Source organism: Telluria mixta (assembly GCF_029223865.1).
Classification (GTDB): Bacteria; Pseudomonadota; Gammaproteobacteria; order Burkholderiales; family Burkholderiaceae_D; genus Telluria; species Telluria mixta.
The window spans coordinates 1,864,352-1,890,930 of record NZ_CP119520.1 but is presented as its reverse complement, the minus strand read 5'-3'; the positions used below and the strand labels follow the sequence as shown (position 1 = coordinate 1,890,930).

Below are 26,579 nucleotides of genomic sequence, written 5' to 3'. Positions count from 1 at the left end.
GTATCGCCGGCATCCGCAGCTGCGGATGCCGTGACTATTCGATGGGTCGTGCCGAGGGCAGGTCGCTTGGACCCCGAGCCTTGCCGTTTTGCATGCAATGATGAAAATGACAGTTCCTGGCTATCCTTGGCCCTATCTTATTTCCTTGAGTCAAAAACTTTCGGGAACGCCCGCGCGTATCCCGGTTCAATCATTGGTTGTGCAAGTCAGCAATAACAGCTACACCGGAGGCAATTGTGCTTAGGATTTCTAATCACTATGTGTCGAAGATCGTATTCGTCCTGCTGTTCGTCGAAGTGTTGGTGCTGCTTGGCGCAGCCTACATCGGCGCGACGGTGCGGTTCATGGAGCTGGGGCAGAACGCGGCCCTGCCCAATCTCGACCATCATTTCTTTACATCCGCCATCGCCTTTACCGCCGCGATCATCTTCAGCATGAGCGCAATGGGCATGTATCAGCTCGACTTCAACGAAGGCCTGCGCCATCCGTTCTTCATGAAGCTGATGCCCTCGTTCCTGATGGGCTTCCTGATCCTGACGCTGGTGTTCTACGTGGCGCCGGACCTGTATTTCGGCCGCGGCATCATGGCGCTCGTGTTCGGCCTCGCCGCCGGCGGCATCTTCCTGGCGCGCATGGTGTTCTTCAAGTCGTCCGAACTGCGCTTCCTGGAAACCCGCATCCTGTTCCTGGGCAGCGGCCCGCTCGCCAAGGAATGCAGCGACCTGGCCATGCAGAGCACCAGCTACCACCGCTACAACATCGCCGGCTTCGTGCCGACGCCGACCGAAGAACTGTGCGTGCCATCGACCAGTCTCCTGAAGTCGCGCGAGGGCGAATCGCTCGTCGCGCTGGCGCGCCAGTACAACGTCGAGGAAATCGTTGTCTCCGTGCAGAACCGCCGTGGCGGCTTCCCCATCAAGGATCTGCTCGAGTGCAAGCTGCAGGGCTTCAAGGTCACGGATGCCGCCACCTTCTTCGAGCGCGAGACCTGCCAGATCCGCGTCGACTCGCTGCAGCCGTCGTGGCTCGTGTTCGGCGGCGGCTTCGACCAGAGCTTCGTGCGTACGTTCATGAAGCGCAGCTTCGACATCGTCTGCAGCCTGATCATCATGGTGCTGACGCTCCCGCTGATGCTGCTGGCGGCGCTGGCCGTCAAGCTGGAAGACAGCGGTCCCGTGTTCTATTCGCAGGAACGGGTCGGCAAGGACGGCGCCAGGTTCTTCGTCCACAAATTCCGCAGCATGCGCACCGACGCGGAAAAGGGCGGCAAGCCGCAGTGGGCGCAGCAGAACGACCCGCGCATCACGCGCGTCGGCAACTTCATGCGCAAGACGCGTATCGACGAGCTGCCGCAGGTGCTCAACGTGCTCAAGGGCGACATGTCGTTCGTGGGCCCGCGCCCGGAGCGCCAGTACTTCGTCGACCAGCTGATCGAAGTGGTCCCGTATTACAACGTGCGCCACAGCGTCAAGCCGGGCATCACCGGTTGGGCCCAGGTGCGCTACGGCTACGGCTCGTCGGCCGAGGACGCGCTGCAGAAGCTGCAGTACGATCTGTACTACGTGAAGAACAACAGCCTGTTCCTGGACGTCCTGATCCTGATCGATACCCTGAAGGTCGTCCTGTTCCGCAGCGGACGCTGATGTTCCCTGCGGCCGCATCGTGCCCAGTAATGTGATCAATATCGCTGCTTCCAGCTACGCGCTGGCCGCCATCGGCTTCCTTGTACTGGGCCTCTCGGTCCTGTCGGGCTGGCACGGCCGTGCGCAGCGCGGCACGCTGAGCGTCGCCTGCCTGGCGACGGCCGTGTGGGCCGCGGCGCTGGGCCTGGACGCGGCCCGGGAGATCCTGTGGAACACGGACACCGCCGCGCTCGAGGTGCTGCGCGACGGCTCTTGGTCGCTGTTCCTCGTGGCCCTGCTCGGCGACTGGCGCAGCGAAGCGGAAGGCACGCCTTCGCGCCTGATCCTCGGGCGCTTCCCCGCACCGCGCCCGTCGCTGCTGGCGGCGGGATGCGTCTACCTGCTGCTGCTGGCCGGCGTCGGCGTCGCCCACTGGAACAACGACCTGCTGCCCGCGCTCGGCCTGCCCCTGCTGATCGGCTACGTCGGCCTGTCCGTGTACGGGATGCTGCTCGTCGAGCAGGTGTACCGCAACAAGACCATCGAAGAGCGCTGGGCGATCAAGTTCGTCTGCCTGGGCATCGGCGGCATGTTCGCCTACGACTTCTACATGTACAGCAACGCGCTGCTGTTCCGCAAACTGAGCGCGGACCTGTGGACGGCGCGCGGCTTCGTCAACGCGCTGACCGTGCCGCTGATCGCGCTGTCGATCACGCGCCGCAAGTCGTGGACGACGTCGTTCGCCGTGTCGCGCCGCGTCGTGTTCCATTCGGCCGCGCTGTTCGGTTCCGCGATCTACCTGCTGGCCATGGGCTCGGTCGGCTACTACCTGCGCTACGTGGGCGGCAGCTGGGGCACGGTGATGCAGACCGGCTTCCTGTTCGGCGCCATCTCCCTGCTGGGCGTGATCCTGTTCTCCGGCACGGCGCGCTCCTGGCTGAAGGTCACGATCAGCAAGCACTTCTACCGCTACAACTACGATTACCGCGAAGAGTGGATGCGTTTTACGCGCACGCTGTCCGAGCGCGGTCCGAACCTGGGCGAGCGCGCGATCCAGGCGCTGGCCGTCCTCGTCGAAAGCCCCGGCGGTACGCTGTGGCAGCGCGATGCCGGCGGCCGCTTCACGGTGATGGCGGGCTGGCCGACGGTCGATACCCACGTGGCCGAGCCGGCCAACGCGCCGTTCTGCCGCTTCCTGGAAAGCACGCAGTGGGTCGTCGACGTCGACGAATACGTCGCGCGCCCCGACAAATACGAAGGTCTCGCATTGCCCGAATGGCTGCTGGACGCCCCGCGCCGCTGGCTCGTCGTGCCGCTGATGCTGCAGGAAAAGCTGTTCGGCTTCGTCGTGCTGCAGCGCGCGCGCAGCCCGGTGAAGCTGAACTGGGAAATCATCGACCTGCTGGAGATCGCCGGCAGCCAGGCCGCCAGCTACCTCGCGCAGGAAGACGCGGCCAACGCGCTGATGGTGGCGCGCCAGTTCGAGTCGTTCAACCGCATGTCGACGTTCGTCGTGCACGACCTGAAGAACCTCGTCGCCCAGCTGTCGCTGATGAACGCGAACGCGGAGAAGCACAAGGACAACCCGGAATTCCAGCGCGACATGCTGGAGACGCTGAACCACTCCGTGCAGAAAATGAAGCTGTTGCTGCAGAAGCTGTCGCGCAGCGAGAATGCGGAGAAGCCGCAGCCGCTGGCCGTCGACGACGTCGTGCGCCAGGCGCTGGCCCTCAAGAGCGCGTTCGAGCCGCATCCGCAACTGCTCGTCGAGCAGGCGGACTTGCGGGTGCTGGCCGATCGCGAACGCCTGGAGCGCGTGCTCGGCCACCTGATCCAGAACGCGATCGAGGCCACGCCGCGCGACGGCAACGTGTTGGTCCGCGTGGCCCGGCCGGCCGACGGGCGCGAGAATGCCGTCGAAATCGAGATCACGGACACCGGCGAAGGCATGACGGAAGAATTCATCCGCGAGCGCCTGTTCAAGCCGTTCGACTCGACCAAGTCGGCCGGCATGGGCATCGGCGTGTTCGAGAGCCGCGAATACATCACTGAGCTGGGCGGGGCGCTGGAAGTGACCAGCCAACCCGGGCTCGGCACCACGTTCAAGGTCGTCCTGCCGCTGCACCGCGTTGCGGCCGCCGCGACGATCGCCTGAAAGAAGACACCATGACCCAACAAAAACCCAAGCTGTTGATCATCGAAGACGATCCGGGCCTGCAGAAGCAGCTGCGCTGGAGCCTGGACGCGTACGACGTCGTGGTGGCCGGCGACCGCGAGGCGGCGCTGGCGCAGATCCGCCGCCACGAGCCGGCCGTCTGCACGATGGACCTGGGCCTGCCGCCCGATCCGGACGGCTCGACCGAAGGCCTGGCCACCTTGCAGCAGATCCTGGCGCTGGCGCCGGACACGCGCGTGATCGTCCTGACGGGCAACCAGGACCATGCCAACGCCGTCAAGGCGATCGGCATGGGCGCCTACGATTTCCACCAGAAGCCGGTCGATCCGGAGGTGCTGAACCTCGTGATCCAGCGCGCCTTCTTCCTGCACAACCTGCAGCAGGAAAACCGCCGCATGCAGCAGTCGCAGGCCGACTCGCCGCTGGCCGGCGTGATCTCGCGCGACCCGGGCATGTCGAAAGTCTGCCGCACCATCGAGAAGGTGGCGCCGACGTCCGCGTCCGTCATGCTGCTGGGCGAATCCGGTACCGGCAAGGAGGTGCTGGCACGCGCTGTCGCCGCGCGCGAAGGAGCGCTTCATGGCGATCAACTGCGCGGCGATTCCGGAAAACCTGCTCGAGAGCGAGTTGTTCGGCTACGAAAAGGGCGCCTTCACGGGTGCCGCCAAGCAGACCAAGGGCAAGGTGGAGCTGGCCCACGGCGGCACGTTCTTCCTCGACGAGGTCGGCGACCTGCCGATGGCGCTGCAGGCCAAGCTGCTGCGCTTCCTGCAGGAGCGCGTGATCGAGCGCATCGGCGGCCATGACGAGATCCCCGTCGACGTGCGCATCGTCTGCGCGACGCACCAGAAGCTGAAGGACTTGTGCGCGCAGGGCCGCTTCCGCGAAGACTTGTATTACCGCCTGTCGGAAATCGTCGTGACGATCCCGCCGCTGCGCCAGCGCGAGGGCGACGCCGCGCTGCTGGCGCATCACTTCAAGAACAAGTTCTGTGCGCAGGAGTCGCGCTCGTCGCTGCACTTCGCGCCGGATGCGCTGGCCGCGATCGAAGCCTACCAATGGCCCGGCAACGTGCGCGAGATGGAAAACTGCATCAAGCGCGCCGTCATCATGGCCGATGCGAACACCATCGTCGCCGACGATCTCGGCCTGCCCGACACGGGCGCCGAGGAAGAGCCGCTGAACCTGCGCCAGGTGCGCGACGAAGCCGAGTACAAGGCCATCGCCCGCGCGCTCGCGCGCACGGACGGGAACATCGTCAAGGCGTCGGAAATGCTGGGCGTCAGCCGGCCCACCCTGTACGACCTGATGGGACGCCACGGCATCAAGGCCAGCGCGTGAGGGCGATCCGCCGCGGCCTTCTGGCGGCGGGCGTGCTCGCCGTCGTGTCGGGCGGCGTGCTGCTGGCCGCCATCGACCATCTTGGGCACGCGCCGCGCACGCTCGCGCCGTACATCGAAAAACGCAGCAGCGGCCACAATCCGCTCATCGAGAACACGGGCCGCCGCGTCGCCGCCATCCTGACGTCGCTCGACCGGGGCAGCGCCGACGTGCCGCCGGCGCGGCTTGCACTCGCCGCCGGCGCCCAGCAGCGGCCCGCCGGCCAGGACGGCGCCGGCATCCAGGTCACGACGCCGGAGGCGCTGCGCACCGCACTCCGGCAGGCGGCGCCGGGCGACGTCATCACCCTGGCGCCGGGCACCTACCGGTTGCAGGGCAAGGCCATCGACGTGCCGCGCCCCGGCCGGGCCGATGCGCCCATCGTCGTGCGCGCGGCGCAGCCGGGCACCGTGCATATCGAACTCGAGACGCTTGAAGGCTTCGTCGTCGGCGCGCCGTACTGGCGCTTCGAAAACCTGAACATCGACGGCGTATGCCCGGCCGACGACGACTGCGAACACGCCTTCCACGTCATCGGCGACGGCCATCACTTCGCGAGCGTCAACAACACGATCCGCGACTTCAACGCGCACTTCAAGATCAATGCGGCCGGCGGCCGCTTCCCGGACGACGGCCTGATCGAGCACACCACCTTGAGCGCCACGCACGCACGCGCGACCACGAAGCCGGTGACGCCGATCGACATCGTGACGGCCAGCGGCTGGACGGTGCGCGCGAACCTGATCACCGACTTCGTCAAGCGCGACGGCAACCAGGTCAGCTACGGTGCCTACGCCAAGGGCGCCGGCAGGAACAACGTCTTCGAGCGCAACGTCGTGTGGTGCGAGCAGGTGCTGCGCGGCCTGCCGGGGCAGCGCGTCGGCCTGTCGCTCGGCGGCGGCGGCACGGGGACGGAATTCTGCCGCGACGGCCGCTGCATCACCGAACAGGAAGGCAGCACCCTGCGCGCCAACCTGATCGTCGGCTGCTCCGACGCGGGTATCTACCTGAACGAAGCGGCCGGCAGCAAGGTCCTCGACAACACGCTCGTCGACACGACCGGCATCGACGTGCGCTATCCGGCCAGCAGCGCGGTGGTGGACGGGAACCTCGTCGACGGTCCGATCCGCGGGCGCGACGGCGGCATCGTGCACCTGGGCGACAACCGCGCGACGCCGCTATGGCGCGCCTATCTCGGCAGCCATCCGGTGCGGGGTTTGTTCCGTGCGCCGGAAGCCGGCGATTTTACGTGGCGCGACGGCGCGCCGCTGCGCGACGCGGCGGATGAGGGAGAACGGCCCGCGGGGGCGCTCGACCTGTGCGGCACCGGGCGCGCCACGCCCGCCGTCTATGGGGCGTTTGCCCGCTTTACGGAGTGCCTGGCAAAGCCCTGAGCTTCACAACGACGCGACCCACTCGCGGGTCCACTCGGCCACCTGGTCGCGCCAGGCGCGGCGCGAGAACGTGTGGTCGGCATCCTCGATGCGGCGCCACGACACGCGCGGCGTAGCTACCAGGCGCTTCCAGGCCGGGCTCGAGCCGGCCACGTCGCAGAATTCGCGGCCCGTCAGGTCGGCGCCACCGATCACGAGCAGCGTGTGGCCCGTGAACACGTGCAGGCCGTGGTGCATGCGCTCGGGCAGCGAGGCCGCCGCGCCCTGATCTGCCGGGCGTCCCGCGAATGCCGTGCGCACGAGTTTCAGCATCGACGTGAGCGAGCCCGCGTAGTCGAACTGGCCGCGCGCCAGCTTGCGCCAGAATTCCGGGCTACGCAGGCGGTCGCGGTAATGGTGTTTCAACGTCGTGCGGGCGACGCCGTCGTCCGTGCGCACCCAAGGATTCAACAGCACGAGGCCGCGCACCCGCGCATCGCCCGGCGCATACATCGCGGCCGCGGACGCGCCGTCGCACAGGCCCCACAGCACGACGTCGGTGAGGCCCGGCACGGCCTCGATGAAGGCGTCGAGTGCGGCGCGGATGTCGTCCTGGATCGCTTCGAAATCGCGCTCTTCGCCGTCGCTGTCGCCCATGCCGCGATAATCGAAGCGCATGGCGGCGATGCCGTTCTCCGCCAGGTGGCGCGCCAGCAGGGCGAACTGGCGGTGGCTGCCGACGCGGTACTGCGGACCGCCGACGACGACCAGCACGCCGCGCGAACACTCTCCTGCGGGGACGCTGGCGATGCCGACCAGCGCCGCGCCGCCGCAGCGGAACGCCAGGGCGCGTTCGTCATACGACATGGGCACGCTCCTCGATGGCGCCGACGGTCGCGTCGAGCAGGGTGGGACAAGTCGAGATGCCCGTCGTGGCCCAGAAGGGCGCGCCCGTCACCGCGTGCACATGCAGGGGTGTGCCGTGCGCTTCCCAGGCCGCCTTGACGCGCGCAGCTGCCGGCCCAGGCGCCTGGCCCGGCGCACCGAGCACCTCGAACCAGTGCACGGGCACGGGCGGCATCATTGCGTCGGGCGCGGGCAGGGCGTCGATGGCCAGGGCCAGTGCCGGCGTGAGATCGTAGCCGGCGATTTCCAGCGTCTCCCCGGCCTGCAGCGCCGCACGCAGCGCCTTCGTGCCGCTCTGCGCGGCGGCATCCTCGCCCAGCATCGCGTTCGCCGTGCGCAGGCGCAGGAACTGGGTCAGGTACGTGGATCCCGCGGCCACCGGTTGCCACAGCAGCATCGGCGCGAGCGGGACGGACGTCGTGCGCGCATGGTCCAGCGCAAGCAGGGCGCCGAGGCGCAGGCCCCACAGCGTGAGCGGGGCGTCGAGACGCGCGCGCAGCCAGGCGGCGCCCGTGTCCAGGTCCTGCTTCCACAGGTCCCAGCGGGCGTCCGCGAAGTCGCCGGCACTGTCGCCGGTGCCGAGCAGGTCGATCTGCAGCACGCCATACCCGTGCGCGGCCAGGCGGCGTGCGCCGAGGGCGGCCATGCGGCGGGTGCGGTTGAGCTCTTCGGCGAACGGCGGCACGTACAGGACGGCGCCGCGGCAGGTGCCGGCGGGCCGGTGGAACAGGCAGAAGCGCCGGTCCGCGCCGCTGCCGAGGAAGAACGGTTCCGTGTCCACCCCGGCGCGATCCGGAGTCATTCGGCGCGTTTCGCCGCCACGAAGTCGGCCAGGCTGCCGAGGGTTTCGAAGGTGCTGGCGCTCAGGTCGTCGTCGTCGATGGCGATGCCGAAGCGCTCTTCGAGAGCGCCGATCAGGCTGACGACGGCCATCGAGTCGAGTTCGGGCAGGCTGCCCAGCAGGGGAGAGTCGGCATTCAGCCGCTGGCCGGCATCGCCCAGGCTCAGCACGTCGATCAGGGTCGCTTTGACTTCGTCGAGATACGTCATGATGGTCATTCGCTTCAGTAAACGCCACGCCCCGATGGGGCGAGCGGTCGATTATACATTCGGACGCAACAGGGCCAACCTGGCCTTCAACGGTGCGGCCAGGCGGTGCACTTCGCCCACCAGTTCGTGACGGGTGGCGCGCAGCAGGAAATACCAGGTGAGGGCCAGCGGCAGCATCATCACGAGCAGCCGCGCCATGGCCGGGATGGACGCCGGCAGCAGCAGCGCCAACAGCCACGCGACGGCACCGGTCCCCGCCGCCACGACAGCGCTGGGCAGCAGGGCGCGCAGCATCATCGCGGTCGTGAGGCCGAAATAGCGGCTTTGCTGGATCGCGGTGACGGGGGCGCTGGCCACCGTTGCGAAGAACAGCGCCCACGCGAATCCGTCCAGGCTGCCGTCGAACAGCAGCACGCCGAACAGGATGCGGGTCGCCAGGGTGACGACGACCGGGAAGGCGCTCAGGTAGGGACGGCCGATCGCCGTCACTGCTATCGGAATGTAGTTGAAGGCCAGTGTGACGACGGCCGCCAGTACGAGCGGCAGGATCGCCGGCACGCACTCGATCCATTTGGCGCCGTACAGCGCGATGACGATGTCCTGGCCCAGCACGCACGTCAGGGACAACGCGGTCCAGCCGATGCCCGTCAGCAGCAGCGTGGAGCGGGCCAGGATCGGGGCCAGCGATTCGCCGCGGTGGTACGTCTGGGCCAGATAGGGAACGGCCCCGTAGTTCATGGTCGACCCCGCCACGTAGTTGAAGATCGACACGGTGGAGTTCGCGCGGCTGAACAGGCCGACGTGGCGGGCGGTACCCAGCTTGCCGAGAAGTATGTCGGGAATCGAATTGTTCAGTGTCGTCGCGCAGTTCGTGGCGAGCGAACCGACGCCGAAATGCACGACGCTGCGCCAGTGGCGCAGGCCGGGAAGCCAAGGCATGCCTTTCGGGCGCAGGGGGATATAGGCAATGCCACAGGCGAGGATATTGATCAGGTTACCGTATGCCATCGACATGGCACCGAAGCCCATTTCGCCAAGGATCAATGTGCTGGCGCAGAAGCACACCGTGCCGACGACGTGCACCACCGCCTGTTTCTCGGCCTGGAGATTACGTGCCAGCAGGGCGCTCGTGACGGTGCCGAACGGAATGAACACGAAGCCGATGGCCAACACGCGCATCACCGGCACGATACCTGGTTCCTTGAACCAGGTGCCAAGCCAGCCGCTGGCCGTGAACAGGGCGGCCGCAATGATCCAGGACGTCGTGAACACGACGCCGGTGGCCGCGCGGATCTTGTCGTTGTCCAGGTCCCGTTCACGCTGTAGATAATGACTGATGCCGAAGTCACGGAACACCTGGGCGAAGTTCACGAACACGACCGTCATCGAATAGATGCCGATCTCGCTCGGGCTCAGGATCCGGGCCAGCAGGATGCTGACGATGAACTGCAGCACCTTGGTCCCCGAGGTCGCGAGGAAGTTGATGACCATCGAACGACGCAAATCTGCCATGACAACGCAACCGGGAAGAGAAAAATGGGCCGGGTATCAGGCCGGCACGTTGGAGATCAGGTGGATGGCCTGGCGCGACGTCGTCTTGTACTTGTTATTGATGAAGCGCATCGGTCCGATGAAGTGGAAGAACGCCGTCTCCGCCGTGGCGCAGTCGGGCGTGCCGTATTTCGGGAACGGCAGCGATTTCGCAGCGAACGCGTTCGCCACCAGATAGTTCGAGGTCACTTGTTCGGTGCCCCAGCGTTTCCAGTCGTCGCCCAGCTTGCCCTTCATGCGGCGCGAGAAGTCGAGCAGGTTGTCGCGCATCGTCGTCGATGGCGGGAAACCCGTGAAGCCGGAGCAGCCACGCACGTAGCGCGCGTCGCTCGGCAGGCCCACGTTGGCCATCTCGGCTTCCGACAGCGTCTGGATGTGCGCGCCCGGCTTCACCTTCGGCAGCGCATGCACGCGCACGGCGTCCAGTGGGCGGATCGGCGTGTCCGGGATTTCGCCGAGCACGAAGCCGGCGCCGGCCTGGACGGCCTGCAGCACTTCCGGGATCGGCTGCATGGTCAGCGTGTCGGCATCCAGCTGGATGACGTAGCTGTCCAGCGCATAGCCAGAGATCGCGAACAGGCGCTCCCACGTGCCGCCACGCGGGATGTCGGGATGGGTGAATTCGCCCGCCTCGCGCAGGATCACGTGCGGCAGGTGGTGCTTCAGCACGGCGCGATCGTTGTCATCGATCGACGGATCGCACACGACCACGATGCGGGACGGATTCAGGAAGTGCGTGAACGATTTCACCGCGACCAGGTAGGAATGGACGTCGCGCTGATGCACCATCGACAGCAGCGTGAAGGGCAGGTCGCCACGCTTGACCGGGCGGGTGTCCAGGATCTGGCGTGCGACTTTTTGGTACTGCCATCGAAAATAGTCTCGCCTGACGCGCTGCACCACCCTCTCGACTAAAGACATTCCTCGGGACTCCCTTTTGTGCTGATGAAATTCAAAGCATGCGCCTGCAAATCATAGAAACCGCTGGATGTGCGCGGCGAACTCCTTGCTTTGGCGCACAACATTATATGCGGTATCGACGTGCGCACGCGCGTTGTTTCCATGCATTTTTGCCATTTCCGGATCGTCGACGTAGCACAGTACGGCCTGTGTGAAGCCGGCGAAGTCGTCCAGGCCGATCAGGGCGCCGGTCTTGCCGTCGAGGATGGTCTCTTTCGGACCCAGCGCCGCGCTGGCAACGACGGGGATGCCGCAGGCCATCGCCTCGACGATTGCATTGCCGAAACTTTCGCGCTCGGCCGCATGCACGAAGAGATTGGCGGCGCGATAGTACGGCAACAGCTCGTCCTGGCGACCGGCGAATATGCATGACTCGCCCAGCCCAAGCTCTTTTGCCAGCTGTCTCCACTGCATGGCCGGCGCGCCGTCCCCTACATAGATGAATCCTATGGGTTTGTCCGGACGGGCGTCGATGACGGTGCGCATGACGCGTAGAAGGCAATCGATGCGTTTTTCCGCGCGTGCTTGGGACACCGCGAGGATCCAGAAACGGTCCTGGTCGAGACCGAGCTGGGCACGTGCCTCGGCGCGGTCCCCAGGATGAAACTTGGCCGAATCGACGGAGTTACGCATCAAGATGACTTTATCCCGCGGCAGATGCTGGTAATTCAGCAGGAACTGTTCCTGGGCGATGGAGTTGGCCAGGTGCAGGTCGTGTTGTTGCATGCGCAGGACGCGTCGCACCACGATTTTCGCGATTTTTTTGAAGAAGCCATCGCGCTGACGTGGATCGAAACTGTCGTTTTCAGTATTGATCGTGCGAACTCCTAGGCGCCGCAGTAAGCCCAGGCAAACGGTATTCGACAGTGCGCTCATGAACACCATGATTTTCACATTATGGGCACGCACGAACTGTTCGATCGCAGCCCTGCCAGCCAGCGTCATATCGTAGCAATTGAGCTCGACAGGTTCCAGGTGTTGAGGACGGTAGCTGGGATTGCCGGACAGCTTGGGAAACGCCATGTATACGTTCGCATGCTCGCGCAAGTCCGCGCTGGCCAGATCGCGTATGGCCGCCGTGAAGTTCCAGACATACCCGGTGTCGTCGGGATAGCGCATGGTGAATACCACACCTGGTTTGTCCAGCGAGGCCCGGCTTGTCGCGGCACCGATCCGTGTCGATGATTGTCGGCGACCAACTTTGCTTGAAGTTACAATATTTGACACAAAATTAAAGCTCATCAAAACTCCTGCGTTCTTTATCCAATGCAATCGTGCGCCCGCCGAGGTTTTTACCCAATTGACATGTGTAACTTTGCGCAAAGACAAGACCTTGTGTCGCACGATTGGTTTCCGGGGGGACAAAGATGCTGTGCTAGCATTGCAATACTTTTAACAGCGATGTAACGCGAGGAAATTTGAAGTGCGGCGTATTAACATCCGCTCACGATGTCACTTTCTAATGGGCCGAATAACCAAGTAATGTTGAAAAAACTTCAGCATGTGCCAGCGCAACTGGCACCCGGACAGCGTCCAGTCCTGCTCGTGATTGTCGATACCGAGGGAGAATTTGCCTGGGACCAACCATTCAATCGCAACGCGATCGGTACGACGTCGATCGCCAGTCAGTCGCTGATGCATGCAGGTGTATTTGATAAGTTCGGTATCATTCCCACCTATATGGTCGACTGGCCCGTCGCGACCACGCCGACTGCGGTGGCCACGCTGCGTCGGCTGCTGGACGCAGGGCATTGCGAGATCGGCGCTCACCTGCATCCGTGGGTTTCGCCCCCTTACGAGGAAGCGCTATCGGACTTCAATTCGTATGGCGGCAACCTGCCGCGCGAGCTCGAATACGACAAGCTGCGTCTCCTCACCGAAACCATTGCCGATGCCTTCGGCCGGCATCCTCTCGCGTTCAAGGCCGGCCGCTACGGGCTCGGCCCGCACACCGCCGAATCGATCGCCTCGCTCGGCTATGAGGTGGATGCCAGCGTTGTCCCGTACAGCGCGTTCACGGAAGATGGCGGCCCGGATTTCCGTGCTTTCGACGAGCACCCGTTCTGGTTCCGGGCCGGGCGCCGCGAGCTACTCGAATTGCCCGTCACGACCGGCTACTGCGGCTGGTTGCGCAGCGCCGGCCCAGCCCTGTACGAGCTTGCCCAGCGCAACTGGGCAAGGCGCCTGCGCCTCGGCGGCGTGCTGGCCCGTTCGCGTGCGCTCGAGCGTGTGCGCCTGAGCCCCGAAGTCGCGAGCGGCGTAGAGATGCAGCGCCTGACCAGTGCGCTGCTGAAAGATGGTTGCCAGGTGTTTTCGCTTACGTATCACAGCCCGTCGATGATGCCGGGCCATACCCCGTACGTGCGCAGCGAGACGGACCTGGAACGCCTTATCGCGACGGTGCACGATTACTGCGCGTGGTTCCGCGACAGCGTCGGCGGCGAGTTCATGAGCCTGTCGCAGCTGCGGCAGGCCCTGGTGGCGCCACGCTGACGCCGTCGTGTGACTCGTTCCGGCGCGCGGCCAGCGCGTGCAGGCGGCCCAGCAGAGGCCAGCGATAGCCGTTCAGGTGGTACATCGTGCGAATCTCGTCGGTCCAGCGCGTGTGCCATTCCATCACCCGTCCGTAGAATTCGATGCGCTCGAAGCGGCCTTCGTCGAACAGGCCACGCGTCGCTTCCTCGCGCATCAGCAGTGCGGGCGACAACTGCGGGCCGAGTGTCTCGTCGTATGCCGTCTTGAGGATCACGATGCAGCCGCCCCCTTCGACACACAGGTCCATCGCGGCCAGGCGCGGGCCGTCGGGGCCGTCGAACCAGTAGCGATAGACGCGGGCTGCGCCGCGGCGCGCGAATCCTTCCAGCAGCGCGCGGTAGAAGCGGCCCTGATCGTTGTCGGCTGCGACGGCGGTACCCTCGGCGGCTTTCCAGCCCCCCGTCTCCAGCCGGCCGTAGTCGGCCACCGCGCCGGCCATCAGATCGGGCGCGCGCACGATGTCCAGGCGCGTCGCGATACCGTCCTGGCGCAGACGGGCGCGCTGTTTTTTCAGGTTGTTGCGCAGGTTTTTGCCGCGCGCGTTCCAATACTCTGCGAAGGTCCCGAGCAGCGTGATGCGCGCTGTCCGGATGTAATCGAAACTGTGTGCGCCTGCCGGTCGCGCCATTAGCATCGGGTCGCATTGCGTGAGGCCCAGCATCAGCGCGGGACCGGGCAGGGCGGCCAACAGGCCGGCGAGCAGGCAATCGGCAGCACCGTCGGCGCGCTGTAGCCACAGGCCGACGGGAGCCTGCGCAGGCTGGAACGTGTTCCACACGCCGGGACGTCCAGGCGTGACTATCGTCATGGCGTCCGTATCGTCCTCGCGGCCGTGCCAGGCGAGCAGTTCGCGGCCCGTGCCGAAGACGTCGAGCAGCGGCTTGACGAAATCGACCGCGAGCAACGGCGAGGCCGGACTGGCCGCGTGCAGGCGTTGCCAGCGCGCGGCATGGCTGTGAAAGTCGATCGCGGGAACGATGGTCCAGTTCATGCAGGTACCGCCACGCATGATTCAAGCGCCTGCCGCACCTGCGCGTGCAGCCACGCGCGTTCGCCGTCGTCGAGGGACTGATGGCAGGGGAACGCGATCAGGCGCCGGCCCAGGTCTGCGCTGTTGGCACACAGGCTCGCGTCGACGCCCGGCCATGGCGTCGCGCCGAAGCGCGTCATCGGCACGCCGGCCCGTTGCAGGGCATCGCACACGGCCTGCGGCTGGTCGACGAGAAGCGGAAACATCCACGGACAGGCGCCGTCGGGCAGGCGTGGAAACAGCGGGCGACAGCCGGGTGCGTCCTCCAGCGCGCGCTGCAGGTCGAGATAGTTGCGCCGGCGTCGCGCGACGATGCGCCCGGGCGATGCCAGGCGCAGGACGACGCGCGAGAACCACGACGAGCACTTGTCGGCCCAGCGCGGATCGAATTCGAAGCTGCTGTCCGACGAAGACGGCGCCAGCGCGGACGGTGTCTCGCCGCCGCCGCCGCCGGTCCGGCCGCGCGACTTGAGCATATCCCACAGAGCGCTCTTGATCCGCAAAGGCAGTGCGAGCAGGGCCCGCAGCACGGGCAGGCGGCCGTAGGCGAAAGCTGCTTCGAGCGCGTTCAGCGCGGCCTTCAGTTCGAAACCGGCACCTGCGCCATGCAGCGTCGCGTCCAGCCGGTGCCGGCGCGAGACCAGGCAGCCCCCTTCGTAGATCGGGAAGAATTTCATGGTGCTGCCGATCGCGTAGTCGCCCAGGCTCCCCACCGGGACGCCGCCGCGCGCGCCGAACAAGCAATGGGCACAGTCCTCGACGAGGCCGATACCGTGGCGGTCGCAGAGTGCGCGCAGAGGCGCAAGGTCGTGCGGGATCCCGAAGAAATGCGTGGCCAGGATGGCCCTTACGTTGCCGGCGGCGAGTTGGGCGTCGATATCGGCCAGGTCAGGACTGGTGTCGGAGTGTACACGGTAGAACCTGACCTCGGCACCGCACCAGTGCGCAGGCGGAATCATCGACGGACTGTGATAGGCAGGCACCAGCACAACGTCGCCGGTACGTACGCCAAGGGCGCGCAACGCCAGGCCGATCGCAACGCGACCGCTCGTAACGAGACGCACGTCCGCCCCATCCATGAGCGAAGGCAGCGCGGCCCGGCGAGGACCCAGGAATGCGGCACACGACAGGACTGGCACGGGGGGGATGGCAACGCGGCGTATGGACGGCTGACCTTTGGTAGAGCTCATGCATGAAATATAACATGCGGGCCCCGGATTGCATGAGCAACCCATGCTGCCCACCGAACGGCGTATCTGGATAAAGCGATGCTTTATGGTTGTCTTCGGATCATTCGACTGACACGGCAGCGCATTGTTTTTGGAAACAAGGCCACCATCGACGTCGGAACCCTGTCTTGCAATTGCCTGAACAGTAAATCGGCCCAGGCATTCGTACAGGTTCGAGCGCTGACTTCCTCAGCCCGCTTTTGCCCGTTTTGAACCATGGCCATGTACAGATCCGGATCGTTCTTCAGCTTCTCGATCGCGCGGTAGGCTTCTTCAGCGCTGGTGACTTCAATGTAATCGAGCTCTGAACGACGCAGTTCGCCATAGGCGCTTTCCGGCCCCAGGATCGCCGGGACGCCGGCCAACCATGCATTGATGAGCTTGCTTGCCGGTTTGCGCGGATACCTTCCCTGTAAATCCTTGCGGACCGCTAGAATCACGTCCGTGCTGCGGTAGTCGTGCCAATTCGTTGCGTATTGCGCGGCGTTGCCAACCCATTGCGCCGCATCGCAATGCCATTGGACCCCCAGCTCCGCCATCCTGGATCCCCACAGATCGCTCGCAAACGCAGGCGCCATTTCGCCTGCCGCGCCCTTGAACGCCACATTCTCGACCTTCGTGCCCCTGGCGGGATCGCGCCGTACCAGGCCCGGTTGGGGCCAATGCTGGATGTGCAGTACGCGCACGCCTTCGGCGGACGTGCGGTTTTGAACGATCTCGATATCGGCATGCGGCTGGGGCGGGCGATCTGCACGCGCCGACACGATCGTCAGGTTCGACCACAGGCTACGTTCGGCAAGAAGACGCGGCACATGGTCGGCATGCATGACGACGATCCCGGCGGAAGGTACCGTCGCGCTCAGGCCGACAGCAAATCCCTGGTGCTTGAGACGCAAATAGGTTTGCCCGACCCAAACCTGCACACCGGTGCTGAAGAGGCGCCAGTCGCGGTCCGGATCCGCAGCCTCGATCTGATCGACTTGCTGGTGGTCGGGTAAGTAAAACGTTACGTTCATTCCGGTGTGATTCATACCTTGCTGGCAGGTTGTTTTTTACCGGCGCTTGTCAACCCGAGCTTCGCGATTTTCCATTTTGCGATCGAAAGCAATCGCTTGCCGTTTTGGCGTACCCATACCTTGGGTTGCTTGATCGGGTGCCACAATACGTTCTTGCGACGACCGGCGAACATTCGAATGTTCATCGTGCCGAAGCTGCCATTCTTGTGGAAGCCGTCGTTCGGCAGGCCATAATAATGTTTGTTTCGATCTTCATCGGCGACATACCTGCCGTCTCCGCCGAAGTCTACCACTTGCATTCCCGCATGTTTGAGGATGGTCGCCCACATATTTTCGCTATGCCCGGACCAACCATCGCGATAATAACGGTCGATCGTGTCCAGCGCCTCGCCGCTTATACGGAAGAAGGTAAGGAATACCAGCCAGGTGTCGGCTGGCCTGATATTTCCCGCCGGGGAGCGCAGCATTGACGAGTATGCCCAGCCGTCATAACCATGGGCGAGGTGACTTGCAAGCAGGTCGCCCTGGCGGGTACTCAGATCGCTTAACAGGTTATGGACGTCACCTGAATAATCGACATCGTCTTCGACGACCCAGTATTGATCGTAGTTGCGTGCGGCTTTTCGGAACAGCAGGGTGATCAGGTCACAATTCCCGGGGATGAGCTTGAAGGGGCGTGCAGCGCCCTTGCTCGGATAGCCCAATGTGTCGATGGCATCCTGGCCGAATATGTAATGATCCATCTTTACATTGTCGAGGACGACCGTACGAACTTCCGTTCTGGCCCTCGGTGAATATGAAACGATAGCGAATTCGTAATTCGATCCGAGGCGCAAAAAAGCCTCGCGAAAACGCAGCAGGCGTTTCCTGACGTTCTGTGGTTCGGTGGTCTGGAATAAAAGGATTTGTGAGGAAGCCATAGCGCTGTCAGTAAAGAATTCTTTATCGAATTTGTGCCGGTGTTCGAAACGTCGAAGAAGAGCTTCTTTGCTACCGTCTGTTTAACGACAAAAGATACTAACAGCCGCCTGAATGTAAGTCTACTCCTACATCAAAAATCACAATTTTTGTTGCATTTTTGTATTTTACATGGCATCAGCCTGAACGCATTCTGGCCCGTCTACGTGGCGACTTATGCGAATCCAATAGGCGACTGATGCCGCTGATCGGGATCAGCTTGTACGCGATGCGGATATCGATGAATTTTTGAGAATCTTCCGGTTTCGTAATGCCGACACTTTACATGCCAAGCGCATGGGAAAGGGAACCGAACGTCCGAGCTTTGGTGCTCCGAATTTGCCGACAATAAAATCCCACGCTCCGAGCAATGCCGCATCGCCTTGCGCGTATAAACCCCTTGCGTGGAGTCTATTTGCATTGTGAAGTGCAGTGTCGATTAGCTTGAGCCAAAGAAACCGTCTGTAACCTAGCGGCGTATTTTTATGCCAGAAGAGCATCTGGTTTCTTTGCATCAGATAATGATAATACAGGGGACGCAGGCCCCCTTCCTCTTTCGCGGCATGCGTGACTGATGCGTCGAATACACAGCGGCTATGCCAGCCTGCAGCCGAAAGCCGGGCACCGATGTCATTGTCATCGTAATAAGCAAACATGCGATCATCCAGCATACCGGTGTCTTGCAACGCCGCCGTCCTGAACAGTATTGCCGTGCCGATCAGCCAGACGGATTCCGGCGCCGCAATTTGTTTTGCTTTGCATTCGGGAATGGATCTCATCCAGACGGTGGTGCGAAGCTTCCAGTCGTGCAGATTGACGCATCCTTCGATCGAAGCCTCGTCGTGCGAATGTCTGATGACAGGAGAAGCCGCGCCGCAGCGCAGTTCGGAGCGCATTGTTTCCAGGAGCTTTTCTAAAGTTCCTGGAAGTACCATGGCGTCGTTATTCAACAACCAGATGAAATCGTAACCGTCGTCGAACGCTTTCTGTATGGCGAAGTTATGTCCTCCGGTGAAGCCCAGGTTTTCCGGCATGTGAACCAGCGTTACATCGCTGCCTTTGATGCCGCTTTCCAGGATTGCAAAGTCGGCAGGCTCGGAGCCGTTGTCGATCACGACGACCTGCACTTCCGCAGATTCGATCGGTTTCTCCGTTTTGAGGGAGGAAAGGCAAATCAGCGTCTCGTCTGCCTTATTCCAGTTCAAAATGCTGATCAATACCCTTGGCTTTTTCATCATTTGCTTTAATGCTAGTGGTTAAGGTAAGCGCACTTGGGCGAAAAGTGGTTGTCACATGATTGAACACCGGCAGAGGTATTCAGCGGATGAAAGCGATGGGTAAGCGTTACAGCCGGTCTCGCAAGGCAATTTCCATAAAGGAATCACGAATGGCATTTTATGCTACTGCTTGTCATTTTGGTAGCTCTTTGGTTACTCCCGCGAGGTGGGGGCTACCGTGAGGGGGCGATGGCGTGCCTGAACGGACGCCGGGGTGGGGTTCAACTGCCGATAAGCGCTGCGATGCAATCCCGGCCGTGCAGCCGATGCCGGGCTGCTGTGATCTGGAAGTACCGGTTATCCGCTGACCGGGACCGGCTTTATTTCAGATTCGGCAGACCCGTGGATGTCGACCACGGGACGACCGGCTGGTGCTTCAGGCGCCACATCGCGTATTTGTCGTAGGCGGCCTGCTCGACCATGCGCGGCATCGCCTTCAGCAGGCTCCCCTTGAGCAGGACATTACGCGACGATTCGGCGCGCAGGGGCATGGCGGCGGCGGCGGACAGGCCATCCGTCGCGAACCGGTCGGTGTTCTCGCTCAGGAATTCGCAGAGCCGGGCCAGGCGGCGCTGGTTGACGCGGTGGCGGCGCATCCGGGACATCTGCTGGTCGGACGTGTGCACGTACTCGAACGGATGGGTGAGGATCACCACCTGTTCGACGCCTTCGCGGTGCGCCTGCTCCAGCAGCATGCGCGTCTCGGCAAAATTGCTGCCCGTGATGGTCAGGCTCTTGAGGTGGGTTTTTCCGGGTACCTTCCAGTCGCGGAAGGTCAGGATCGGGCATTCGACCACGCCATGGCGTTCGTGGCGGCCGCTGTACAGGCGGTATTGCTCGTCGCCGCTGTCGAACACGGCTACGCCGACATGGGAACTGTAGGGAATGCCCGCGCGCGCCTGGGCGCGATACAACGCGTCGTCATGGTGCAGGCTGCCGCTGCGGAACACGGTCGGCGTCGGCAAGCCCCACGTGTGAAACGTCTCGAGCCCGTATTCCATGAGTTTCAGCGATTCGTCCTCGGCACGGCCGTAGAACGCGTCGATGCTGGGCTTCGTGCGCACGCGTGCGCGCTCGCGCCAGTCCTCGTGCTGGAAGACGGCCCAGCACGGATGCAGGTGCAACTGCACGTCGTGCCCGGCCGCATGCAGCTTTTCGGCGATGCCGCGCATGGGGTCGCGACGGAAGTAATGCCGGTTCAGGACTTCGACGAAGAAGGTCGCCGTGATCCCGTACTGCGCGAAGCAGTCGAGCATATAACCCAGGCCGTGCGACTTGTAATCGCTCACGCACCATACGCGCTGCTCGGCGACAGGGCACACCGTCCGGTCGCGAAACGCCCCCGCGATGCTGAACTCGGTGTCAACAGTGATGGATACTTGGGTACGCATATTGACACCAGGAAATTTGCTTAAATTCAGCATATATCCGCATATGTAAATACGCAAGTTACGGTTTGGAAATGAATAGATTGCTGTTTGAAAACAACAAATTTGATGAAATGTATTTAAAGACGAAATAACGAAACATGCACGGCGCATAGGCGAGGCTTGGGCGCACGCCATGCGGTTAAATTGCAACACCGTTAACGCTGCTTGATTCGATGCTAAAATTCTATTGATCAAAGAACAGACCATAAGGCCTTCCGATCATGACACGCGACATCCCCCACGGCCTGTCGGTCTACCTGGACCTGGTCCGCTTCGGCGCCGCCTCCATCGTCGTCCTGTCCCACCTGTGGGTGCTCGCGTTCCCGCAGCATCCGTTGCCGTGGCCCGGACATTCCGCCGTCGTCATCTTCTTCGTGCTGTCCGGTTTCGTGATTTCCCATGCGGCGCGCCCCGAGCTGGGCCTGCGCGGCTACCTGCACCACCGTACCGCCCGTATCTATCCTGTTGCGCTGGGGGCTGCCGTGTTGTCCCTGCTGCTGTCCGCGTTCGGCGTGGAGACGATGCAGTACGCGGGCACGCGCGGGACGGACCTGCTCGACGTGGGACTGAACGCGACCTTCCTCGCGCAGACGTGGTGCAACGTCGCGTTGCCGTACAACGGCCCGTTCTGGTCGCTGAACTATGAAGTCTGGTACTACGTCCTGTTCGGCATCTGGTGCTACCACCCCAGCCGTTTGCTGCTGCTGGTTGCGGTGGTCGTCGCCGGGCCAAAGATCCTGCTGTTGATGCCCGTGTGGCTGCTCGGCGTCTACCTGCACCGCAAGATGACGATCCTCGACCGCAGGACGGCCCTGTGGATCTTCCTGGCCACGCTCGTCGCCGGGTTGGCGTTCTTCTGGATCGACGCCGGCGCCCGCATCCGCGAAGTCATGCGCGCCGTGTGGCCCGAGGCGATGGACCTGACGCGCGGCTCGAACCAGTTCGTCGGCGACTTCCTGCTCGGCCTGATCGTCGCGCTGAACTTCCTGGCGGCCGGTTCGCTTGGCATGGGCCTCCTGCTGAAGTTCGAGAAGGCGATCCGCTACCTGTCCAGCTTCACGTTCTCGATGTACGTGTTCCACATGCCGCTGGCGGTCCTGATCTGGAACGGACTGGGCGTGCATGCGGCGGTGCCGTTCTTCGGCCTGCTGCTGCTGGGCGTGATGGGCATGGGCGAGCTGACCGAGCGGCGCACGAAGTGGTACCGGTCCGTCCTTGCCCCGCTGTTCCTCGGTACCCGGAAAGCGGTGCGGGCCGCCGGGTGAACATGCTGTCCGTACGCCGTTTCATCTGCGCGGCCCGAACTGGTAAGATGGGCATTTGCCCGTTGCGGGCAGCCCCCTGGCATCGATGAACCACCTGATCCACGATTCCCTGTTCGAGACGGCGGCGCGCACGCCCGCCGCCGAAGCCCTCGCATACGGCGACAGGCGCTGCAGCTATGCACAGCTGGCCGACGACGTGCGCGCCGTCGCCGCACTGCTGCTGGACGCCGGCCTGGCGTCCGGCGCGCGCGTGGCCGTGTACATGGAAAAGCGCATCGAGAACGTGGCCGCCATGTTCGGCGCCGCGGCCGCCGGCTGCGTCTTCGTCCCCGTCAATCCGCTGCTCAAGCCCGAGCAGGTCGCGTACATCCTCGCCGACTGCAACGTGCGGCTGCTGGCCACGACGGCCGAACGCCTCGCGCAGCTGGCACCCGTGCTGGAACGTTGCCCGGACCTGCGCGCCGTGCTGCTGGCCGACGGCGACGCCGCGTCCGCACCTGTCGCATTGCCGGTGCTGGCGTGGCCGGCACGCGCTGCCGCGGCCTTCGCGCCGCACCGCCGCATCGATACGGATGTCGCCGCGATCCTGTACACGTCCGGCAGCACGGGCCAGCCGAAGGGCGTCGTGCTGTCGCACCGGAACATGGTCGCGGGCGCGCAAAGCGTGGCGGGCTACCTCTGCCTGCGCGCCGACGACCGCCTGCTCGCGGTGCTGCCCCTCAGTTTCGATTACGGCCTGTCGCAGCTGACGACGGCCTTCCTGCGCGGCGCCAGCGTCGTGCTGATGAACTACCTGTTTCCGAAGGACATCGTGACGATGGTCGCGCGCGAGCGCATCACCGGACTCGCCGCCGTGCCGCCGCTGTGGATCGCGCTCGCGCGCCTCGCCTGGCCGACCGACTGCACGCTGCGCTTCATCACGAATTCCGGCGGCGCGATGCCGGTGCCTACGGTGCAGGCGTTGCGCGAGATCCTGCCGGGCACGCAGATCTTCCTGATGTACGGCCTGACGGAAGCGTTCCGCTCGACCTACCTCCCGCCGGAGGAAGTCGCGCGCCGCCCCGATTCGATCGGCCGCGCGATCCCGAACGCCGAGATCCTCGTCGTGCGCCCGGACGGCACGCCGTGCGATGCCGACGAGCCGGGTGAACTCGTGCACCGCGGCGCGCTCGTCGCGCTGGGCTACTGGAACGATCCGGCCCGCACGGCGCAGCGGTTCCGCCCCGCACCCGGCCAGGATCCGGGCCTGCCCGTGCCGGAACTTGCGGTGTGGTCGGGCGACACGGTGCGCCGCGACGCCGACGGTTACCTGTACTTCATCGGCCGCAGCGACGACATGATCAAGGTGTCCGGCTACCGCATCAGCCCCACCGAGATCGAATCCGTGCTGCACGCGACCGGCCTTGTCGCCGAGGTGGCCGCCTTCGGTATCGACCATCCGCAACTGGGCCAGGCGATCGCCGTCATCGCCGTGCCGGTGGAAGAGGGCGTGATCGATTCCGCGGCGCTGCTGGCCGAATGCAAGCGCCGCCTGCCGGCCTACATGGTCCCGGCCCGCATCGACCTGCGTGCCGGCCCGCTGCCGCGCAACCCGAACGGCAAGATCGACCGCAACCTGCTGCGCCAAACTTTGCACACGAACGAAGCATCATGACAGAAAGTAACCGCGCCAAACCGCGCCACGCGCCGCAGATCCACTTTCCCGTCGTCGGCGACGTCCTGCAAATCGGCGGCATTCCGCTGACCCGGCTCGCGCAGCGCGTGGGCCGCACGCCGTTCTTCGCCTACGACCGCGCCGTGTGCACGCAGCGCGTGCGCGACCTGCGCGCGCAACTGCCGCAAGGCGTGCTGCTGCATTACTCGATCAAGGCCAATCCGATGCCGGCGCTCGTGCAGCATATGGCCGGCCTCGTCGACGGGCTCGACGTCGCGTCCGGCGGCGAGCTGAAAACGGCGCTGGACACCGGCATGGCGCCGGAGCGCATCAGCTTCGCGGGTCCGGCCAAGCAGGAGGACGAGCTGGCGCAGGCCGTCGCGGCCGGCGTGTGCGTGAACGTGGAATCGGAGCGCGAACTGATCGCCCTCGCGCGCATCGGCGACGCGTTCGGCATCGCGCCGCGCATCGCCCTGCGCGTGAACCCGGACTTCGAACTGAAATCCTCCGGCATGAAGATGGGCGGCGGCGCCAAGCCGTTCGGCATCGACGCCGAAGAGGTCCCGCGCCTGCTGCGTATGGCGGGGGCGCTCGCCGTCGATTTCCAGGGCTTCCACATCTTCGCCGGTTCGCAGAGCCTGCGCGCGGACGCCATCATCGACGCACAGGCGCGCAGTATCGACCTCGCGCTGCGCCTGGCCGAGGCGGCGCCGGTGCCCGTGCGCCAGGTGAACATCGGCGGCGGCTTCGGCATCCCGTATTTCCCGGGCGAGGAACGGCTGGACGTGGCGCCGATCGCCGCGCGCCTGGCGCCCGAAGTCGAAAAACTGACGGCGGCGCTGCCGCAGGCACGGCTGGCGCTGGAACTGGGGCGCTACCTCGTTGGCGAATGCGGCGTGTACGTGGCGCGCGTCGTCGACCGCAAGGTGTCGCGCGGCGAAGTCTTCCTCGTGACGGACGGCGGCATGCATCACCACCTGGCCGCGTCCGGCAACCTGGGGCAGGTCATCCGCAAGAATTATCCGGTCGCCGTCGGCAACCGCATGACGGCCGTGGACAGCGGCCCGGCCAGCGTGACGGGGCCGCTGTGCACCCCGCTCGACATCCTGGCCGACCGCATGGAACTCGCGCACGCGCAGGTCGGCGACCTGGTCGTCGTGTTCCAGTCGGGCGCCTATGGCCCGTCGGCCAGCCCGGGCGCCTTTCTCGGCCACCCGGCGGCGCTGGAAGTCCTCGTTTAAGACCCCGCGCTGACGCGCAGGAATGCGTCGAACATCATCAGCGACCACAGTGCCACGCTGTGGTCGGCCGTGCCCGCGTGGTGCTCGGCCACCAGCTTTTCCAGGTAGCGGCGGTTGAAGATGCCGGTATCGACCAGGCGCGCGCCCAGCACGGCCTCGCGCACGGCGCTGCGCAGCGGGCCGCGCAGCCAGGCCGCCAGCGGGATCGAGAACCCCTTCTTGGAGCGGTACATGATGTCGTGCGGCAGGTGCGGTTCCAGCGACTTCTTGAGGATGTACTTGCCTTCGCCGCCGCGCAGTTTCAGGCTCGGGGGCAGCGTCGCCGCGTATTCGCAGAACTCGTGGTCGAGCAGCGGCACGCGCACTTCCAGCGAGTGGGCCATGCTGGCGCGGTCGACCTTCGTCAGGATGTCGCCCGGCAGCCAGGTCTTGAAATCGAGGTACTGAATCAGCGACAGCGGATCGTCGGTCGGCGCCTCCCTGGCGTGCGCGCGCATCACGTCGATCGCGCGGTAGCCCTGCAGGTCGCTCCTGAACCCGTCCGAGAACAGCAGGTCGCGCTGGCGGTCCGGCAGGCGCGACACGCCGTGGAAATAACCCTCGACGAGGTCGCGCGCGATGGACTCGAACGTCGTCTTGGCGCGGAACACGCGCGGCGCCCAGTCGGCCTTCGGATACAGGCTGCCAAGGGTGCCGAACAGCGGTTTGCGGATCGCTTCCGGCACCTTCGAGCGCACGCTGTGCTCGGCCATCGCGAAGCGGTAGCGGCGGTAGCCTGCAAAATTCTCGTCGCCGCCGTCGCCGGACAGCGCCACCGTCACGTGGCGGCGCGCCAGCTGGCATACGCGGTAGGTCGGAATCGCGGAGCTGTCGGCGAACGGTTCGTCGTACAGATGCGCCAGCGTGTCGATCAGGCCGTAGTCGTCCTTGTCGACGATCTGGGCGTGGTGGTGCGTGCGGTAGCGCTGCGCCACCTGCATGGCGAACTGGGTCTCGTCGAATTCCGGATCGTCGAAGCCGATCGAGCACGTCGTCACGCCTTCGCTGACCGTGCCGTCCCGTTCGCCCGCCATCATCGCGACGACGGCGCTGGAATCCACGCCGCCGGACAGGAAGGCGCCGAGCGGCACTTCCGCTTCCATCTGGCTTTTCACCGCTTCGCGCACGCGCTCGATCAGTTCGGCCTCCACGTCCGCTTCCGGCCGCGCCGGGGCGACGTTGAACGCGAGGTCCCACCAGCGCTTCGGCTGGACGGCGCGGTCGCCGACCTTCAGCAGGATCGAGTGGCCAGGGCTGAGTTTATAGGCGTTGTGGAAGATGGTGTTCGGCTCCGGCACGTAGCCGTAGGCGAAATAATCCTCGACGGCGCGCGGGTTCAGCTTGCGCGACAGTTCGGGGAAGGTCATGATCGACTTCAGTTCCGAGCCGAACACGAACAGGCCGCTGGGCAGCAGCGAATAGAACATCGGCTTCACGCCGACGTGGTCGCGCGCGAGGAACAGCATCTGCTTCCTGCGGTCCCACACGCCGAACGCGAACATGCCGCGCAGCCGGCGCACGCAGTCCTCGCCCCAGGCGATCCAGGCATTCATGACGACTTCGGTGTCCGATTTCGTGCGGAACACGTGGCCCAGCGCGACCAGTTCGTCGCGCAAAGCGCGGTAATTGTAGATCTCGCCGTTGAACACGAGAGCCACGTCGCGCGCGGCGTTCAGGAACGGCTGCTGGCCCGTGGCCACGTCGATCACGGACAGGCGGCGGTGGCCCATGCCCAAGGCCTTTTCCAGATACAGCTCGCCTTCGTCGGGACCGCGATGGTGCTGGCTTTCGTTCATGCGCCGCAGCGCTTCGCGGTCGATCTCCCGGTTGCCCTGGGTGTCAAAGATTCCGACTATTCCGCACATGGTGTTGGCTTTCTTGCTTGTAG

Annotated in this window: 20 protein-coding genes and 1 pseudogene; 8 read left to right on the top strand and 13 right to left on the bottom strand. The window is 64.5% G+C overall.

Annotation, left to right across the window (positions count from 1 at the left end; genetic code table 11):
- Positions 1-260: 260 nt before the first annotated feature.
- The 4 genes and pseudogenes from P0M04_RS08340 to P0M04_RS08325 all read left to right on the top strand — a co-directional run bounded on the left by P0M04_RS08340 (position 261) and on the right by P0M04_RS08325 (position 6,572).
- Complete coding sequence (locus P0M04_RS08340; RefSeq protein WP_259448425.1) at positions 261-1,643, top strand: TIGR03013 family XrtA/PEP-CTERM system glycosyltransferase; 1,383 nt, start codon at positions 261-263, stop codon at positions 1,641-1,643.
- A 31-nt stretch (positions 1,644-1,674) separates the two neighbouring features.
- The gene (prsK, locus tag P0M04_RS08335) at positions 1,675-3,777 is read left to right on the top strand and encodes an XrtA/PEP-CTERM system histidine kinase PrsK (protein WP_259448424.1); all 2,103 of its coding nucleotides are present in this window, start codon (positions 1,675-1,677) and stop codon (positions 3,775-3,777) included.
- 11 nt (positions 3,778-3,788) lie between these two features.
- Positions 3,789-5,139: pseudogene (gene prsR, locus P0M04_RS08330) on the top strand (PEP-CTERM-box response regulator transcription factor).
- A complete protein-coding gene (locus P0M04_RS08325; protein WP_259448423.1) occupies positions 5,136-6,572 on the top strand; it encodes a right-handed parallel beta-helix repeat-containing protein in 1,437 nt (478 codons plus the stop codon). Before prsR ends, P0M04_RS08325 begins: the two are co-directional and overlap by 4 nt.
- Positions 6,573-6,575: 3 nt before the next feature.
- Here P0M04_RS08325 and P0M04_RS08320 read toward each other — a convergent pair whose 3' ends face one another.
- From P0M04_RS08320 to P0M04_RS08295, 6 genes are read right to left on the bottom strand one after another with little or no spacing between them, the layout of a single operon-like run.
- Complete coding sequence (locus tag P0M04_RS08320) at positions 6,576-7,418, bottom strand: hydrolase 1, exosortase A system-associated (RefSeq protein ID WP_259448422.1); 843 nt, start codon at positions 7,416-7,418, stop codon at positions 6,576-6,578.
- The gene (locus tag P0M04_RS08315; protein WP_259448421.1) at positions 7,408-8,259 is read right to left on the bottom strand and encodes a hydrolase 2, exosortase A system-associated; all 852 of its coding nucleotides are present in this window, start codon (positions 8,257-8,259) and stop codon (positions 7,408-7,410) included. The genes P0M04_RS08320 and P0M04_RS08315 overlap by 11 nt, the downstream gene beginning before the upstream one ends.
- Positions 8,256-8,507 (bottom strand): acyl carrier protein, encoded by a 252-nt coding sequence (locus P0M04_RS08310; RefSeq protein ID WP_036231460.1) that lies wholly within the window; start codon positions 8,505-8,507, stop codon positions 8,256-8,258. The genes P0M04_RS08315 and P0M04_RS08310 overlap by 4 nt, the downstream gene beginning before the upstream one ends.
- 51 nt (positions 8,508-8,558) lie before the next feature.
- Positions 8,559-10,019 (bottom strand): oligosaccharide flippase family protein, encoded by a 1,461-nt coding sequence (locus P0M04_RS08305; RefSeq protein WP_259448420.1) that lies wholly within the window; start codon positions 10,017-10,019, stop codon positions 8,559-8,561.
- Positions 10,020-10,055: 36 nt separating this feature from the next.
- Positions 10,056-10,979 carry a hypothetical protein gene (locus tag P0M04_RS08300; protein WP_259448419.1) on the bottom strand — a complete coding sequence of 308 codons (924 nt, stop codon included), beginning with the start codon at positions 10,977-10,979 and terminating at the stop codon, positions 10,056-10,058.
- Between the two features lie 51 nt (positions 10,980-11,030).
- The gene (locus P0M04_RS08295) at positions 11,031-12,260 is read right to left on the bottom strand and encodes a glycosyltransferase family 4 protein (protein WP_259448418.1); all 1,230 of its coding nucleotides are present in this window, start codon (positions 12,258-12,260) and stop codon (positions 11,031-11,033) included.
- A gap of 240 nt (positions 12,261-12,500) precedes the next feature.
- Here P0M04_RS08295 and P0M04_RS08290 point away from each other — a divergent pair, with 240 nt between their 5' ends.
- Positions 12,501-13,511, top strand: coding sequence for a polysaccharide deacetylase family protein (locus tag P0M04_RS08290; protein WP_259448417.1), 1,011 nt, complete (start codon positions 12,501-12,503; stop codon positions 13,509-13,511).
- On the opposite strand, the gene P0M04_RS08285 is transcribed toward P0M04_RS08290, so the two are convergent.
- The 6 genes from P0M04_RS08285 to P0M04_RS08260 all read right to left on the bottom strand — a co-directional run bounded on the left by P0M04_RS08285 (position 13,465) and on the right by P0M04_RS08260 (position 20,453).
- Positions 13,465-14,544 (bottom strand): GNAT family N-acetyltransferase, encoded by a 1,080-nt coding sequence (locus P0M04_RS08285; protein ID WP_259448416.1) that lies wholly within the window; start codon positions 14,542-14,544, stop codon positions 13,465-13,467. The two genes, P0M04_RS08290 and P0M04_RS08285, sit on opposite strands and share 47 nt — an antisense overlap.
- On the bottom strand, positions 14,541-15,647 hold the full coding sequence (locus P0M04_RS08280) for an aminotransferase class I/II-fold pyridoxal phosphate-dependent enzyme (protein WP_259448415.1): 1,107 nt from the start codon (positions 15,645-15,647) through the stop codon (positions 14,541-14,543). Before P0M04_RS08280 ends, P0M04_RS08285 begins: the two co-directional genes overlap by 4 nt.
- A gap of 209 nt (positions 15,648-15,856) precedes the next feature.
- Positions 15,857-16,843, bottom strand: a complete 987-nt coding sequence (locus P0M04_RS08275; protein ID WP_259448414.1) for a glycosyltransferase — start codon at positions 16,841-16,843, stop codon at positions 15,857-15,859.
- A complete protein-coding gene (locus tag P0M04_RS08270) occupies positions 16,840-17,748 on the bottom strand; it encodes a hypothetical protein (RefSeq protein ID WP_259448413.1) in 909 nt (302 codons plus the stop codon). The genes P0M04_RS08275 and P0M04_RS08270 overlap by 4 nt, the downstream gene beginning before the upstream one ends.
- A 252-nt stretch (positions 17,749-18,000) precedes the next feature.
- On the bottom strand, positions 18,001-19,023 hold the full coding sequence (locus P0M04_RS08265) for a glycosyltransferase family 2 protein (protein WP_259448412.1): 1,023 nt from the start codon (positions 19,021-19,023) through the stop codon (positions 18,001-18,003).
- A 359-nt stretch (positions 19,024-19,382) separates the two neighbouring features.
- Positions 19,383-20,453 (bottom strand): polysaccharide deacetylase family protein, encoded by a 1,071-nt coding sequence (locus P0M04_RS08260; protein ID WP_259448411.1) that lies wholly within the window; start codon positions 20,451-20,453, stop codon positions 19,383-19,385.
- Positions 20,454-20,713: 260 nt separating this feature from the next.
- Here P0M04_RS08260 and P0M04_RS08255 point away from each other — a divergent pair, with 260 nt between their 5' ends.
- The 3 genes from P0M04_RS08255 (at position 20,714) to P0M04_RS08245 (ending at position 24,652) form a co-directional block, all read left to right on the top strand.
- Positions 20,714-21,757: an acyltransferase family protein gene (locus tag P0M04_RS08255; protein ID WP_259448410.1), complete on the top strand. Its 1,044-nt coding sequence runs from the start codon at positions 20,714-20,716 to the stop codon at positions 21,755-21,757.
- A gap of 85 nt (positions 21,758-21,842) precedes the next feature.
- Positions 21,843-23,411, top strand: a complete 1,569-nt coding sequence (locus tag P0M04_RS08250; protein ID WP_259448409.1) for an acyl-CoA ligase (AMP-forming), exosortase A system-associated — start codon at positions 21,843-21,845, stop codon at positions 23,409-23,411.
- Positions 23,408-24,652, top strand: a complete 1,245-nt coding sequence (locus tag P0M04_RS08245; protein ID WP_259448408.1) for a pyridoxal-dependent decarboxylase, exosortase A system-associated — start codon at positions 23,408-23,410, stop codon at positions 24,650-24,652. The genes P0M04_RS08250 and P0M04_RS08245 overlap by 4 nt, the downstream gene beginning before the upstream one ends.
- Here P0M04_RS08245 and P0M04_RS08240 read toward each other — a convergent pair.
- Positions 24,649-26,556: an XrtA/PEP-CTERM system amidotransferase gene (locus P0M04_RS08240; RefSeq protein WP_259448407.1), complete on the bottom strand. Its 1,908-nt coding sequence runs from the start codon at positions 26,554-26,556 to the stop codon at positions 24,649-24,651. The two genes, P0M04_RS08245 and P0M04_RS08240, sit on opposite strands and share 4 nt — an antisense overlap.
- Between the last annotated feature and the right edge of the window lie 23 nt (positions 26,557-26,579).

What these genes read in the sequence shown, in the direction of transcription:
- P0M04_RS08305 (WP_259448420.1), bottom strand. Translation starts at nt 10,019, where the DNA reads ATGGCAGATTTGCGTCGTTCGATGGTCATCAACTTCCTCGCGACCTCG.
- P0M04_RS08310 (WP_036231460.1), bottom strand. Translation starts at nt 8,507, where the DNA reads ATGACGTATCTCGACGAAGTCAAAGCGACCCTGATCGACGTGCTGAGC.
- P0M04_RS08275 (WP_259448414.1), bottom strand. Translation starts at nt 16,843, where the DNA reads ATGAATCACACCGGAATGAACGTAACGTTTTACTTACCCGACCACCAG.
- P0M04_RS08245 (WP_259448408.1), top strand. Translation starts at nt 23,408, where the DNA reads ATGACAGAAAGTAACCGCGCCAAACCGCGCCACGCGCCGCAGATCCAC.
- P0M04_RS08255 (WP_259448410.1), top strand. Translation starts at nt 20,714, where the DNA reads ATGACACGCGACATCCCCCACGGCCTGTCGGTCTACCTGGACCTGGTC.
- P0M04_RS08285 (WP_259448416.1), bottom strand. Translation starts at nt 14,544, where the DNA reads ATGAACTGGACCATCGTTCCCGCGATCGACTTTCACAGCCATGCCGCG.
- P0M04_RS08250 (WP_259448409.1), top strand. Translation starts at nt 21,843, where the DNA reads ATGAACCACCTGATCCACGATTCCCTGTTCGAGACGGCGGCGCGCACG.
- P0M04_RS08260 (WP_259448411.1), bottom strand. Translation starts at nt 20,453, where the DNA reads ATGCGTACCCAAGTATCCATCACTGTTGACACCGAGTTCAGCATCGCG.
- P0M04_RS08320 (WP_259448422.1), bottom strand. Translation starts at nt 7,418, where the DNA reads ATGTCGTATGACGAACGCGCCCTGGCGTTCCGCTGCGGCGGCGCGGCG.
- P0M04_RS08315 (WP_259448421.1), bottom strand. Translation starts at nt 8,259, where the DNA reads ATGACTCCGGATCGCGCCGGGGTGGACACGGAACCGTTCTTCCTCGGC.
- P0M04_RS08295 (WP_259448418.1), bottom strand. Translation starts at nt 12,260, where the DNA reads ATGAGCTTTAATTTTGTGTCAAATATTGTAACTTCAAGCAAAGTTGGT.
- P0M04_RS08265 (WP_259448412.1), bottom strand. Translation starts at nt 19,023, where the DNA reads ATGATGAAAAAGCCAAGGGTATTGATCAGCATTTTGAACTGGAATAAG.
- P0M04_RS08300 (WP_259448419.1), bottom strand. Translation starts at nt 10,979, where the DNA reads ATGTCTTTAGTCGAGAGGGTGGTGCAGCGCGTCAGGCGAGACTATTTT.
- P0M04_RS08240 (WP_259448407.1), bottom strand. Translation starts at nt 26,556, where the DNA reads ATGTGCGGAATAGTCGGAATCTTTGACACCCAGGGCAACCGGGAGATC.
- P0M04_RS08290 (WP_259448417.1), top strand. Translation starts at nt 12,501, where the DNA reads ATGTTGAAAAAACTTCAGCATGTGCCAGCGCAACTGGCACCCGGACAG.
- P0M04_RS08270 (WP_259448413.1), bottom strand. Translation starts at nt 17,748, where the DNA reads ATGGCTTCCTCACAAATCCTTTTATTCCAGACCACCGAACCACAGAAC.